Below are 12,943 nucleotides of genomic sequence, written 5' to 3'. Positions count from 1 at the left end.
ATCGGGCAGCGTTGGCTGCCCGTTATCATTTAGACGATGCGCCAGGCGGCGGCGATCATCTCGGTCAACGTGGGGGCATCGTAGCTGATCCAACCGTTTTTGCTGTTGGCCCGCGACACAATCCAGTCGACGTCGATGGCTGACAGCGTTGGGCCATCTAACCAGAACGGCACGATCGCCTGCTGCTGGATCCAGGTTTTCAACGCCAGCGCGGGCGGCGCGGGATCGTCCGGCAACAGCTGTTGACCGAGCTGCGCCATCAAACGTTGCTGTTCAGCATGTTCGGTTTCCGCCAGCACATCGAGGAACGGGAACAGTAAGCGTCCGCACACTTCGCCGTGATGGAACGGTTTGATCGCCCCCAGCTCTCCAGCAATACCGTGGATCACGCCCAATCCGGCAGTGCTCAGGCACACGCCTCCCAGCCACGACGCCATCATCATCGCTTCTCGTGCTGCATCACCACGCTCGTCATCACGGTTTAAATCCGGCCAGGCTTTGAAGAACAGTCGCAGACCATTGAGCGCGGTTTGTTGGGTAAACAGATTACCTTTGCGCGACAGATAGGCTTCGAATAAATGGGTGAAGGCATCGATGGCGCAGGTTGCCAGCACGCTGTCTGGCGCGCCTTTTAGCAGGTCGGGATCGAGAATCGCGACCTGCGGCACAAAGACCGGATGGCGCAGCGACGCTTTGACCTGAATGTGCTGCTGATCGGTCACCACCGCGTTCTGCGTGGCTTCGCTGCCAGTGCCGGCCGTGGTAGGAATGGCGATCAGCGGCAAAGTCACCGCTTGCACTGGCGTATCACCGACTTTTTCCAGATAGCGTGCGGTATTCCGCGGGTGCTGCATCATCGCGCTGAAGGCTTTGGCCGCATCCAACACGCTGCCGCCGCCAATCGCCACCACGCGATCAACATGGCCGCGCCAGCGCCGCACCCAACCATCAATTTCATCCGGCGAGGCTTCATGGCTGACGATCTCGTAACCGATAATCTGATCGTTGAGCGCGGCGCCCAGGCGCGCCCAGGCTGGACCGTTAAGGAATGATCGGCCGCAAAACAGCAGCGTCGGCTGGGTATTGGCCGCCAGCAGCGGTATCAGCTGGTCAATACTGCCGCGACCAAACAGGGTTTGTTGATTACTGTACAGCTCGATCAGATTCTCACTCACCTGCATGCCCTTCTTGTTTGGCGTAAAGACCTTAGTGTAACCAAAAGCCGTGACACTCCCGCTGCAAACATTCTGATAACGCGCCAGCAAAAAGTTGATCACCTTCGCAAAACAGAAATTCCGCCGCTGCGCCTGGTGCTTTGTACGCAATGTTACCCTTAACATGATACCCGTAACATTGCTCAGCAGGATGTTTTCCTGCGGCGCACGCTGTTGATTCTCATGTCCTCTGGGATAACCAAAATAAACCGCTGCCGGTGATTCACCGCGCGCAAAAGTGGAGAAAAATTATGCCATTACTCTATGTGGCGATTGGCGTAGCGTTACTGCTGCTGCTGATGATTCGTTTCAAACTGAACGGATTTATCGCGCTGATTCTGGTGGCGCTGGCCGTAGGCATGATGCAGGGCATGCCGGTCAACAAAGTTATCGTATCGATTAAAACCGGTGTCGGCGGCACCTTGGGCAGCCTCGCGCTAATCATGGGCTTCGGCGCGATGCTGGGTAAACTGCTGGCGGATTGCGGCGGAGCGCAGCGCATCGCCACCACGTTAATTGCTAAGTTCGGCGAGAAACACATTCAGTGGGCGCTGGTGCTGACCGGTTTCACCGTCGGCTTTGCACTGTTTTACGAAGTAGGTTTTGTACTGATGCTGCCGCTGGTATTTAGCATCGCCGCTTCCGCACGCGTGCCATTACTGTACGTCGGTGTGCCGATGGCGGCAGCACTTTCCGTTACGCACGGTTTCCTGCCACCGCATCCGGGTCCAACCGCGATTGCCACGCTGTTCAACGCCGATATGGGTAAAACGCTGCTGTTTGGAACGCTGCTGGGAATTCCAACCGTAATTCTTGCCGGTCCGGTTTATGCGCGCTTCCTGAAAGGCATTGATAAGCCGATTCCGGAAGGTTTGTGGAACCCGAAAACCTTTACTGAAGCTGAGATGCCTGGTTTTGGCGTCAGCGTCTGGACGGCATTGGTGCCGGTGGTGCTGATGGCATTGCGCGCAGTGGCGGAAATGCTGCTGCCGAAAGGTCATGTGTTGTTGCCGTATGCTGAGTTCTTTGGCGACCCAATCATGGCAACCCTGATTGCGGTGCTGATTGCCATCTTCACGTTCGGTCTGAACCGTGGCCGCAGCATGGATGAAGTGATGGGCACCATCACCGATTCGATCAAGATCATCGCGATGATGCTGTTAGTGATTGGCGGTGGCGGGGCGTTCAAACAGGTGCTGGTGGACAGCGGCGTCGATAAATATATCGCCAGCATGATGCATGAAACCAATTTGTCGCCGATCTTCATGGCGTGGTCGATTGCGGCCGTGCTGCGTATTGCGCTGGGCTCCGCGACCGTGGCGGCGATTACGGCAGGCGGGATTGTCGCACCGTTGATCGTCACCAGCGGCGCCAGCCCGGAACTGATGGTGATTGCGGTCGGCTCCGGCAGCGTGATTTTCTCTCACGTCAACGATCCAGGCTTCTGGCTGTTTAAGGAGTATTTCAACCTGACCATCGGCGAAACTTTCCGTTCCTGGTCAGCACTGGAAACCATCATTTCAGTGTGCGGTTTGGTGGGCTGTTTACTGCTTGCCAACGTCATCTAAGCATCAAGGCTGAGGCATCGCGCCTCAGCCGCTTGCGGTTTACTGCATTAAGGCGCGGAACGCCGCGAGCTCCTCTTGCGGCATACCTGCCTGTAACGCCGCGTCACAGATTTGCTCCCAGCTATTGCTATCCAGTGGAATGCCATCCCTTTCGCGTGCCACGCGGTTCTGCTCTTCCCACTCGCCGGGCACCTGAATCGGCGCATCGCCACTTTGCGGCGACTGTTTCACCCAATCAAGGAATGATTCTGCTTCTTCCTGCATCACGGGCGCATCAAACGCATCCGGATTAACGATGATAGTGGTCATGCAGTTGAAAATGGCATCGTGGCTGGTGACCAGCGTCTCATCATGCGTGGTGCGGCCGCCCGACAGCGCGCCGCCGAGGATTTCGCACATGGTCGCCAGCGCATAACCTTTGTGCAGACCGAACGGCATCAGCGAACCATACGGCGCCTGATGCATCACGCCCGGTTCGGTGGTCGGCTGGCCCTGATGATCAATCAGATAACCTGGCGCGACCTGCTGCTCTTTGTTCCACGCTACCCGCGTTTTACCAAAGGCGATGCCGCTGGTGGCGAAATCGAGCAGCAGCGGTTTGGCATTGCGGCGCGGGAAAATGGCGCAGAAAGGATTGGTGCCAAAACGACGATCGCTACCGTTGAACGGCGCCACCATCGGATCGCCCATCACGTTGACGAAGTGGAACGAGACAAAACCGGCGGCTGCACACTGTTCCGCCCAATGGCCGATGCGACCAATGTGGTGCGAATGGTGTAGACCAACTGCCGCAATGCCGAGTTTGGCGGCGCGCTCAATGCCGAGCTGCATCGCCTCAAACGCCGCGACCTGACCAAAACCGTTATTACCCTGTAGCGTCAACACCGCACCGGCGTCTTTTGCAATGCTGGCATGTTGGTTGAGTTGCAAAAAGCCCTGCGCCAGCGAATTCATGTAGCTCGGAATCATGCCAACGCCGTGTGAATCGTGGCCCGCCAGATTCGCTGCCACCAAATGGTCAGCGACCAGGCGCGCTTCTTCGGCGCTGCTGCCCGCATGTGACCAAATGGCTTGAACAAACTGATGAAGGTGGAAAGGGGGAATAAGATGCAGCGTACTCACGCGGTTAATCTCCTTATCATGAACGATATTGCATCCTGCGACGAAACCCGTGATTACCGCAAGTCAGCGATAAAGAAGTAAAGGGCCACAAGGTGTGGCCCAAAAACTCAGTGCGGCTGTTCAAAACCCGCTTTGACCATTTGATCACGTAACGCGCGGGTAATTTCTCGGTTCCCGCCGGTGACCGGATAAATGACGTTGTTGACGACATCGTCAAGATAATGCTCTTCAAACTCCTGCATGGTGAGTTGCGTGCCACCTTCATCATTTATCGCAATACTGCCGCTGATGTGGTTGCCGTAATCCTTTGCCTTAAGGCTGTAACGCCCCATGCTGGTATTAATCGTGCTCATAAGAATCTCCTTGTTACGTAGGCATTGATAACAATTGAGGCCTCTTCAGGCGAAGTAAGTTTAGCCTGTAGACGGGCGCTAAGTGCGGCAATACGGGGAAGGAAAAGCGAATGATGCGACCCGTCTCGCAGAAAATAATCTGCGCCAAACGAAACGAGAACATAGGACTGTGACCACGCTCGCAGCGCCCAGCGAAAGCAGAATGATCATCTATACTGGTTAACAGACACGTTATTTTTCATACTTGAAGGAGCGAACAATGAAAATAATTCTGTGGGTCATCGCCATCATCTTCATCGTTGGGTTACTGACAATTACAGGCGTCTTTAAACTGATTTTCTGACAACGACAGGCACCTGCGGGTGCCTGAATTTTTTATTCAGCATAGGATTTTTCGCTGTCTTTACAGGACGCGACAGGCAGAATGAGATCGTGCAGATTTAGCGGTTTCTGACATCGTGCGCAGCAGGCGCCATGATGATTTGGCAAATCGACCTTTTCGCAGTCCGATAAGGTATAAAAAAATTTAGCGCAACCGCAGCGGCTACAACGAATAGTCATGTCAGTTTTTTCCCCATCTCCGTCCTGGAGTATCGAGATTTATCTTATTCGTCGGACGAGTTCAATTGATAAATTTTATTAACTTATTCCGTATGTGAATTGTTTGCGCTAAGTCTCTGAAAACCACCTTATTGCTTGCCGTTATCATTACAACAGGTTTGCACTTTATGCACATCCTCCGGTAATACCTATCCGTTTATCTGACGTTTCAATTTCGCGCCTCGCTTGAGGTAAAATTCGTCAATAACCAAGAATTAGCCTGGGGAGATTAAGCGCAATTTTTACTATTATCCTGGCAATTACGTTAGGCACTCGTCGTACAGGAAGCTGAAAAATCTGCCTTCGGATAATGAATTTTTCAGCATGACATAACAGGAAATTACGTTGTGAATCGGCATTTTTCTGCAGCTTTGTTTGGCTGCATTTTGACCTCATCGGTCTCATTTTCAGCATCAGCGGTAACCACGTCACAAGCCATCAAATCAGGCTGGAACACATTTAGCGACAACGTGTCGCAAACCTGGTCGCAACCGCAGAATTATGATTTTTATCTGCCAGCGATTACCTGGCATAACCGTTGGACTTACGACGATGAACACATCGATAAGTACAACGAACGCCCGTGGGGCGCGGGTGCTGGCGTCTCGCGCTGGGATGAAAAAGGTAACTGGCACGGCCTGTATCTGATGGCGTTTAAAGACTCGTTTAACAAATGGGAGCCGATTGGTGGTTACGGTTGGGAAGCGACCTGGCGACCGCTTAACGATCAAAACTTCCATTTGGGGGCGGGATATACGGCGGGCGTAACGGCACGGGATAACTGGAAATATATTCCGGTTCCGCTGATATTGCCTTTAGCATCAATCGGATATGGTCCAGCCACTTTCCAAATGACTTATATTCCCGGCACTTACAATAACGGTAATGTCTATTTTGCCTGGCTGAGATTTGAGTTTTAAGCATTGGTAGCGTGCAGAAAGTGTGATCGGCATGCAAAAAATCAATATTTATCACTTTTTCATCAAATCGCACTGGACAAATGTCACCGCAATTGCTGTACTAGACGTCGACACAGTTTAGTGTCCTTTTTTCATGTAAAGGTAATATAGATGTCTAAGATCAAAGGTAACGTAAAGTGGTTTAATGAGTCGAAAGGCTTCGGTTTCATTACTCCAGAAGATGGCAGCAAAGATGTATTCGTACATTTCTCTGCAATCAACAGCAACGGTTTCAAAACTCTGGCTGAAGGTCAGCGCGTTGAGTTCGAAATCACTGACGGTGCTAAAGGCCCATCAGCTGCTAACGTTATCGCACTGTAATTTAACAGTTCGAATTCTGAAAACCCGCCTTCTGGCGGGTTTTTTTTATTCTTAAATCAGCTCGCTGCTTTGTCTGCAGATAGATTCTGCGGCACATCTCACAGTTAACTTCCGTAACACAGCCACACCAATGCTTACTTGCAGATTTTTATCCGGCAACGCTATATAACTGCTCAGGGAAAATGAGGAGGCAGGATGAACATACGTCAGGCACAGGCAAAAGACAGTTTTGCATTAAGCGCGTTGTTGACCGAATTAGGCTATAGCGCGACGGAAGGATTTATCGATTCGCGTTTGGCGCAGCTTATTGATCATCCCGATGAAACGTTGTTGGTCGCTGAACACGGCAATCAGGTGCTGGGTTTTCTGTCATTGCACTTTATCCCGCAGCTGGCATTGGCCGGCGATTTTGCCCGCATCAGCTACTTCTGTATTGCCGAAGGTGAACGCAGCAAGGGCAGTGGACAGCAGCTTTTGAATCACGCCGAACAGCTGGCGCGTTCACGTGGTTGCGATCGCATGGAAGTGCATTGCCACTCATCGCGTCTCAAAGCCAACCAGTTCTATGCGCGCGAAGGCTATGTGGAATCCCCGCGCTATCATATTAAAGCTCTGGGTTGAGATTTAGCTCGCGTCCGCTGGCAATCACAATGGCGTCGGCGATGCTGTCGAGTTGTGCAAAAGGCAGCAGCGCCGCGCTGACGCGAATAAATTGCCGGCTGTTAATGCTACAGCGTTCACCGGGCAGCACGGCGATGCCTCGCGCGGCCAGCGTGATCATCGCGTACTGCTCCGATTCCACTGGAATCCACACGCTTAATCCATCGCGCTCCTCCAGCACTAAACCGCGTTTCGCCAGCGCTGCCAGTAGTTGCTGGCGACGTTGCGCATAGGTGGCTTTGGCCTGCTGAATACGCTGCTGAGTCTGCTCGTCGTTGAGCATCCACGCCACGGCATCCTGCAAAATACGGCTGGTCCAGCTCACGCCAAAATTGCGCCACGCTTGCAGGCGCTTCACCATTTCCGCAGTGCCTGATAACACCGCCAGACGCAAATCCGGCCCATAAGCTTTGGAAAACGAGTGCACATGCAGCACGCGTTCGGGATAGTGGAAGCCGAGGCTAAACACCGGCCAGCGCGACAGATCACCAATGCCATCATCTTCCACGATGATGGTGCTGCTGTTCGCCAGCACGCGTGCGAGCTCTGCACTGCGTCGCTGACTCACGCTGTGTCCGGTGGCTGAATGGGTGCGCGGCTGATAGATAAACATCGCCGGAGATTTCTGCATCAGCGTGCTCAGCGCCGAGGGAATCGGCCCTTGCTCATCGCACGGCAACGGCAAAATTTCAGCGCCAATGTTGTCTAAAATATCCAGTAATCGCGTGGCTGTAGGATCTTCAATCACTACACGATCGCCCGGAGACAGCAAGGTTTGCACAATCAGGTTCATGGCATCAAAACCGCCGTCGGTCGCCAGCCAGGCTTCGGCGGGATAGGGCCAGCGCGGCGTCACGGCATCCTGCAATTGCGGTGAAATCGCCTCGCGCTGGTAGCTATTCAGTTGCGGTGAGCCAATGCCAGCCAGCATCGCCTGACGCAGATCCGGTAACAAGTCTGGATCCGGTGAGGCCATCGCCAGTGATGCCTGAACATTCTCACCGTAATTACCGATCTTCTCGAAACGAATCGGACGCGGCATTACGCTGTTGCCGCTCACCCACACGCCGCTGCGACCTTTCCCCGCCAGCACTTTCTGCTTCTTCAGTTGCGCCCAGGCTGCGGAAACCGTTGCCGGACTCACGCCTAGTCGCTCAGCCAACTCACGCACCGCCGGCATTTGCATGCCAATTGTAATCTGCCCATCGCGAATCAGTGTTGATGCCGCATGCGTGATGCCTTTGACGGAGGCATCCGTGATCTGCTGGCTAAGCCACTCCAAATCCACACTTTGCGTCATAAGAAAATCCTTTGTTCAGTAACAAATAATAGATTGTTCAGATTAGTATTCGCGTTTTAGACTCAAATTCAAGCACTATTTGCTGCATAAATAATCACAGTCGCAGGGCTGGCAGAACAGACGGGGAAGGCATAACTATGGTAACCATCAGACTGGCGGTACGTGACTGGGATTACTTCACACCGCTGGCACTTGGCGATATCAAACCGGAAGGTTTCACGCTGGAGATCGATCGCGTTGGCACGTTGGTGGATAACCTCGCCAGCAGCGATAAATACGATGCCGGTGAAGTGTCGTTTAGCCGCTTTGCTCAGGCGCGGGCTAAAGGTGACACTTCGCTGCTGGGCCTGCCACACTTCCTGATGCGCGGTTTCCGCCAGCGCTGCATCATCACGTGCAGCGACAGCCCGATTACCACGCCAGCGCAGCTGAAAGGAAAAAAGATTGGCGTAACCGGCTGGCAGGATTCAGGCAACACCTGGACGCGCACCGTGCTGCGTGAAGCGGGCGTGGAGATTGATGATGCGTACTGGTTTGCCGGACGTTTGACCGAAGATCATCCGATTGTTGATCGTCTGGCCGGTTTTGGCCGCCCGGGCCGCATTGAACCGGCGCCAGGCGAGCGCCCCCTAATTGAACTGCTGAAGGCGGGCGAGCTGGATGCGGTCTTTACGCCCTTTATGCCGGAAGGTTTCTTCCTCGCCGATTCAGGTCTGCGCCAGTTGCAGGTGGATTTTGCCGCTGCTGAGCGAGACTATTTTAATCGCGTCGGTTATGTGCCGGGCATTCACTTGCTGGCGCTGAAGCCCGCTTTAGCCGAGGCGCATCCGTGGCTGCCGCAGGCGCTGAGCGACATCATTGATCGTTCATACCAGATGTGGATGAAGAAGCGCGAGAAATACGCCGACACCACGCCGTGGCTGCTGGACGATTTGCGGCGCACCGCGCAGGAATTACCCGCCAACTGGAATCAGAACGGATTTTCGGTTAACAAAAAGATGATTGCCGATTTTGCGAATGAGCTGTTCCAGCAAGGCCTAACCCAAACATTGCTGACGCCGGAAGCGATTTTCCCGGCTGCGGCGCGAGGAGAATAATGATGAAAGTAGCAATGGGGCAATTTGCCGTCAGCCGTGAATGGCAGGAAAACACTGATATCTGCATCGGATTGATGAACCAGGCGCTGGCGGGCGGCGCGGATCTGCTGGTGCTGCCGGAAGGCGTGCTGGCGCGTGATATCGCCGATCCCGATCTGGTGCTGAAAGCGGCGCAGCCGCTGGATGGTCCTTTCGTCACGCAGTTGCTGGCGGTTAGCAAAGGCAACAACTTGACCACCATGATGAGCGTACACGTGCCGACAGAAGGGCAGAAGGCGCTCAACGTGCTGATCGCCATTCGTAACGGTGAAATCATCGCCAAATACGTGAAGCTGCACCTGTACGATGCCTTCGCCATGCAGGAGTCGCAGCGCGTCAATCCAGGGCGCGAGATTCCGCCGCTGGTTGAAGTCGCGGGCATGAAAGTCGGGTTGATGACCTGCTACGACGTGCGCTTCCCGGAGTTGGCACGTCGCTTAGTGCTCGACGGCGCCGATGTGCTGGTGCTGCCGGCTGCATGGGTGAAAGGGCCGCTAAAAGAGATGCACTGGGAATTGCTGACCACCGTGCGTGCGCTGGAAAACACTTGCTACATGGTGGCGGTGGGCGAATGCGGTCCACGCAACATCGGCAACAGTCTGGTGATCGATCCGTTGGGCGTGGCGATCGCCAAAGCGCCGGAATCAGCCGCGCTGGTGTTTGCCGATCTCGATCCACAGCGCATCGCCTATGCACGCAGCGTACTGCCGGTGCTGGAGAATCGTTGTTTCGCTCGTCCCGAACTTAAACCACTTTGATCGCTGGGGAATCTGACTGATGAAAATTCTTGCTACCGCCATCGCGCTTTCATTGGGCCTGACGGCCTGTTTCGCTCAGGCGGCTGACGCTATTCCAACGCAAAAAGTGGATCAGGCACTGCACGATCGTCTGCCAGCAGAGATTAAAAGCAGCGGCAAAATGATCTCGGTGAACAACGGCTCCTTTCCTCCGTACGAGATCGTTAACGGTCCGCACTCAATGGATGGTGCCTCCGCCGATCTCACCGAAGCGCTGGCACAGCTGCTGGGCGTGAAGATTGAACATGCCACCGTCAGCGGTTTATCGGGCGTGCTCACCGGCATTAATTCTGGCCGTTACCAGATGGCGATTGGGCCGATTGGGGATTATCCGGATCGTCAGCAGAAGGTCGATTTTATCGACTTCGTACAGGAGTTCGTGGTGTTTGGCGTGCAGAAAGGCAATCCATCCAAGATTAACGGTCTGGAAGATACCTGCGGCAAACGCATTGCGGTGATGGCGGCGGGTTCAGCGGAGCAGGTGATTCGTAAGCAGTCCGATGCCTGTGTCGCGGCGGGTAAACCGGCGGTGGTGGTGCAATCCTTTACCGATCAACCCTCATCGATTTTAGCCGTGCGCTCAAAACGCTCCGATGCCTTCTTCTCATCGCAGGCGCCACTGACTTACTTTATCGAACAGGCTAACGGTCAGCTGGAGCTGTCGGGCAAAGGCCAGAAAAACGGCTTTGGCGACATTTTCCAGGGCACCGTGGTACCGAAGGGGTCGGAACTCGGCAATGTGGTGCTGGATGCTTACAAAGAGCTGTTCAGTAACGGCACCTACGCGGCCATCATGAAGAAGTGGAAGTTAGACGGCAACATGTTGCAGCAACCGGGACGTAACCTGGCGCAAGGGGCAACAAAATGAGTCCGGTCACCAACAATTCGCGAGCCAGGGATAAGGCCGACGTGCAGCAGCGCGATGTGGCTTTTGCCCGTAGTGCGCCCACTTATGGGCGCTGGATCTCATGGATTTTGGTGCTGGTTATTGCCGCAGACTTCCTCTGGCTGGTGGCGACCAACCCCAATTTTGAGTGGAACGTCGTGCTACAGTGGTTCACCGAAGGTTCGGTGATGAAAGGCCTGCAGGTTACGCTCGGCTTAACGGTGGTGTCGATGATTCTTGGCACGCTGCTGGGGCTGTTGCTGGGCGTGTGGCGTCTTTCGGATAACAAATTGCTGAGCGGCTTATCGTCGCTCTACATCTGGTTTTTCCGTGGTACGCCGCTGCTGGTGCAGCTGATCTTTTGGTACAACCTGTCGACGCTGTTTCCCACGATCTCGATCACTATTCCGTGGACGGATATCACCTTTGCCAGCTGGAATACCAACGATCTGATTACGCCATTGACCGCAGCGATTGCTGGACTGGCGCTTAATGAAGCGGCCTATATGGCCGAGATCATTCGCGCTGGCTTGCTGTCCGTGGATAACGGTCAGGTTGAAACCACGCAGGCGTTTGGCATGAGCCGCAGCCGCGCGCTGCGCCGTGTCATCATTCCACAGGCGATGCGTTCGATCATTCCGCCAACCGGCAACCAGTTGATTAGCATGATCAAAGCGACCTCGCTGGTGAGTGTGATCGCCATGGGCGATCTGTTGTACTCGGTGCAGGCCGTGTATAACCGCACCTTTGAAATTATCCCGATGTTGATGGTCGCGGTGATCTGGTATCTGTTTATCACCTCGATTCTCAATGTCGGCCAGTCCGCCATCGAGCGTTACTACGCACGCGGCACTACCCGCACGGTGGTGAACAAACGTCGTGTTGCCGCTAACGAAGCCGCGCCAGCCGTCGCGCACCGTCTGAAGGAGGATGTATGAGTGACGTTCAGCCGCTGGTGCGTGCGCGTAATGTGCAGAAGAGTTATGGCGATAATGAGGTGCTGAAAGGCATCGATCTCGATGTGTTTCCCGGTGAAGTGGTGGTGATTCTCGGGCCATCGGGTTCGGGTAAATCTACCTTTTTGCGCTGCATTAATCATCTGGAAGACATGAATGCCGGTTCGATTATGGTGGGTGACGACCAGATCGGGTACGAGCTGAAGCGTGGTATTTTGCATCGCCTGTCGGCGCGTAAAATTGCTCATCAGCGTCAGAAAATCGGCATGGTGTTTCAGCAGTTCAATCTTTATCCGCACATGACGGTGCTGCAAAACATCATTGAAGCGCCGATTGGTGTGCACAAATTTGCGCGGCAGGACGCGCTCAAGCATGCCCGTGAACTGCTGGCGACCGTGGGATTGAGTGATAAAGCTGATGCCTGGCCGCGTCATCTGTCAGGGGGGCAACAGCAGCGTGTGGCGATTGCGCGTGCGCTGGCGATTAAACCGGCGCTGATGCTGTTTGATGAACCCACTTCGGCACTCGATCCGGAGTTAGTCGGCGAAGTGCTGGCCACCATGCGCACATTAGCCGATCAAGGTCTGACCATGATTGTGGTGACCCATGAAATTGGTTTCGCGCGCGAGGCGGCCGATCGCGTGGTGTTTATGGATGGTGGCGTGGTGGTGGAGCAGGGCAGTCCGGAGCAAGTGATTGGTAATCCGCAGCATCCGCGCACGCAGGCGTTTCTCAGCCGCTTTATTTAGGCGGTCTCACTCTGTTACAGATTGCAGTTGAGGCCGTTTATAAACTGCGCGTTAATAGTCAGGTCGGTTTTTCACATTGGTTGAAAGGTAAATTATGGAAGGTATCAGTATTGCCAAACTGCTGATCATCGGTGCGCTCATCGTACTGCTTTTTGGCACCAACAAGTTACGTTCACTGGGTGGCGATCTGGGTTCCGCAATCAAAGGCTTTAAGAAAGCCATGAAAGATGATGAATCCGGCGCATCCAAAAGCAGCGTTGAAGAAGCGCCTGCTGAACGTGTCAGCCACAAAGAGTAATTTCTGCGCCGAACGTCAATAAGT

General features: G+C 54.2%; 14 protein-coding genes. 10 read left to right on the top strand and 4 right to left on the bottom strand.

The annotated features are described in order from the left end of the window. Positions 1–29: 29 nt before the first annotated feature. Positions 30–1,340 carry an iron-containing alcohol dehydrogenase gene (locus PanJK_RS10935; RefSeq protein ID WP_265299586.1) on the bottom strand — a complete coding sequence of 437 codons (1,311 nt, stop codon included), beginning with the start codon at positions 1,338–1,340 and terminating at the stop codon, positions 30–32. Between the two features lie 125 nt (positions 1,341–1,465). On the opposite strand from PanJK_RS10935, the gene gntT reads away from it, so the two are divergent. After that, on the top strand, positions 1,466–2,782 hold the full coding sequence (gene gntT, locus PanJK_RS10930; RefSeq protein ID WP_256695889.1) for a gluconate transporter: 1,317 nt from the start codon (positions 1,466–1,468) through the stop codon (positions 2,780–2,782). Positions 2,783–2,821: 39 nt separating this feature from the next. Here gntT and PanJK_RS10925 read toward each other — a convergent pair whose 3' ends face one another. Both PanJK_RS10925 and PanJK_RS10920 read right to left on the bottom strand, forming a co-directional pair. Next, complete coding sequence (locus tag PanJK_RS10925; RefSeq protein WP_265299583.1) at positions 2,822–3,904, bottom strand: malate/lactate/ureidoglycolate dehydrogenase; 1,083 nt, start codon at positions 3,902–3,904, stop codon at positions 2,822–2,824. Between the two features lie 107 nt (positions 3,905–4,011). Beyond that, positions 4,012–4,257 carry a hypothetical protein gene (locus tag PanJK_RS10920; protein ID WP_008103719.1) on the bottom strand — a complete coding sequence of 82 codons (246 nt, stop codon included), beginning with the start codon at positions 4,255–4,257 and terminating at the stop codon, positions 4,012–4,014. 947 nt (positions 4,258–5,204) lie between these two features. Between PanJK_RS10920 and pagP the strand changes: the two genes are divergently transcribed. The 3 genes from pagP (at position 5,205) to PanJK_RS10905 (ending at position 6,758) form a co-directional block, all read left to right on the top strand. Then, positions 5,205–5,777, top strand: a complete 573-nt coding sequence (pagP, locus tag PanJK_RS10915) for a lipid IV(A) palmitoyltransferase PagP (protein WP_372340019.1) — start codon at positions 5,205–5,207, stop codon at positions 5,775–5,777. A gap of 150 nt (positions 5,778–5,927) precedes the next feature. Continuing rightward, on the top strand, positions 5,928–6,137 hold the full coding sequence (cspE, locus tag PanJK_RS10910) for a transcription antiterminator/RNA stability regulator CspE (RefSeq protein WP_007890714.1): 210 nt from the start codon (positions 5,928–5,930) through the stop codon (positions 6,135–6,137). A 195-nt stretch (positions 6,138–6,332) separates the two neighbouring features. Beyond that, positions 6,333–6,758: a GNAT family N-acetyltransferase gene (locus tag PanJK_RS10905; RefSeq protein WP_256695891.1), complete on the top strand. Its 426-nt coding sequence runs from the start codon at positions 6,333–6,335 to the stop codon at positions 6,756–6,758. Here the strand turns inward: PanJK_RS10905 and PanJK_RS10900 are convergent. Then, positions 6,742–8,097 (bottom strand): PLP-dependent aminotransferase family protein, encoded by a 1,356-nt coding sequence (locus PanJK_RS10900; protein WP_256695892.1) that lies wholly within the window; start codon positions 8,095–8,097, stop codon positions 6,742–6,744. The two genes, PanJK_RS10905 and PanJK_RS10900, sit on opposite strands and share 17 nt — an antisense overlap. A gap of 137 nt (positions 8,098–8,234) precedes the next feature. On the opposite strand from PanJK_RS10900, the gene PanJK_RS10895 reads away from it, so the two are divergent. The 6 genes from PanJK_RS10895 (at position 8,235) to tatE (ending at position 12,919) form a co-directional block, all read left to right on the top strand. Then, positions 8,235–9,194, top strand: coding sequence for an ABC transporter substrate-binding protein (locus PanJK_RS10895; RefSeq protein WP_256695893.1), 960 nt, complete (start codon positions 8,235–8,237; stop codon positions 9,192–9,194). A 2-nt stretch (positions 9,195–9,196) separates the two neighbouring features. Beyond that, entirely contained in the window at positions 9,197–9,991 is a 795-nt protein-coding gene (locus PanJK_RS10890) for a deaminated glutathione amidase (RefSeq protein WP_265299989.1), read from the top strand. A gap of 19 nt (positions 9,992–10,010) precedes the next feature. Beyond that, a complete protein-coding gene (locus PanJK_RS10885) occupies positions 10,011–10,898 on the top strand; it encodes an ABC transporter substrate-binding protein (RefSeq protein WP_265299577.1) in 888 nt (295 codons plus the stop codon). Beyond that, positions 10,895–11,854 carry an amino acid ABC transporter permease gene (locus PanJK_RS10880; RefSeq protein WP_256695895.1) on the top strand — a complete coding sequence of 320 codons (960 nt, stop codon included), beginning with the start codon at positions 10,895–10,897 and terminating at the stop codon, positions 11,852–11,854. Before PanJK_RS10885 ends, PanJK_RS10880 begins: the two co-directional genes overlap by 4 nt. After that, positions 11,851–12,621: an amino acid ABC transporter ATP-binding protein gene (locus PanJK_RS10875; RefSeq protein WP_256695896.1), complete on the top strand. Its 771-nt coding sequence runs from the start codon at positions 11,851–11,853 to the stop codon at positions 12,619–12,621. Before PanJK_RS10880 ends, PanJK_RS10875 begins: the two co-directional genes overlap by 4 nt. 94 nt (positions 12,622–12,715) lie before the next feature. Further along, positions 12,716–12,919 (top strand): twin-arginine translocase subunit TatE, encoded by a 204-nt coding sequence (tatE, locus tag PanJK_RS10870; protein ID WP_256695897.1) that lies wholly within the window; start codon positions 12,716–12,718, stop codon positions 12,917–12,919. Positions 12,920–12,943 lie beyond the last annotated feature (24 nt).

Origin of the sequence: Pantoea sp. JK (genome assembly GCF_026130245.1) — a bacterium.
Lineage (GTDB): Bacteria > Pseudomonadota > Gammaproteobacteria > Enterobacterales > Enterobacteriaceae > Pantoea > Pantoea trifolii.
The sequence above is the reverse complement of the archived record's forward strand: the minus strand, read 5'-3'. Positions and strand labels throughout refer to the sequence as shown.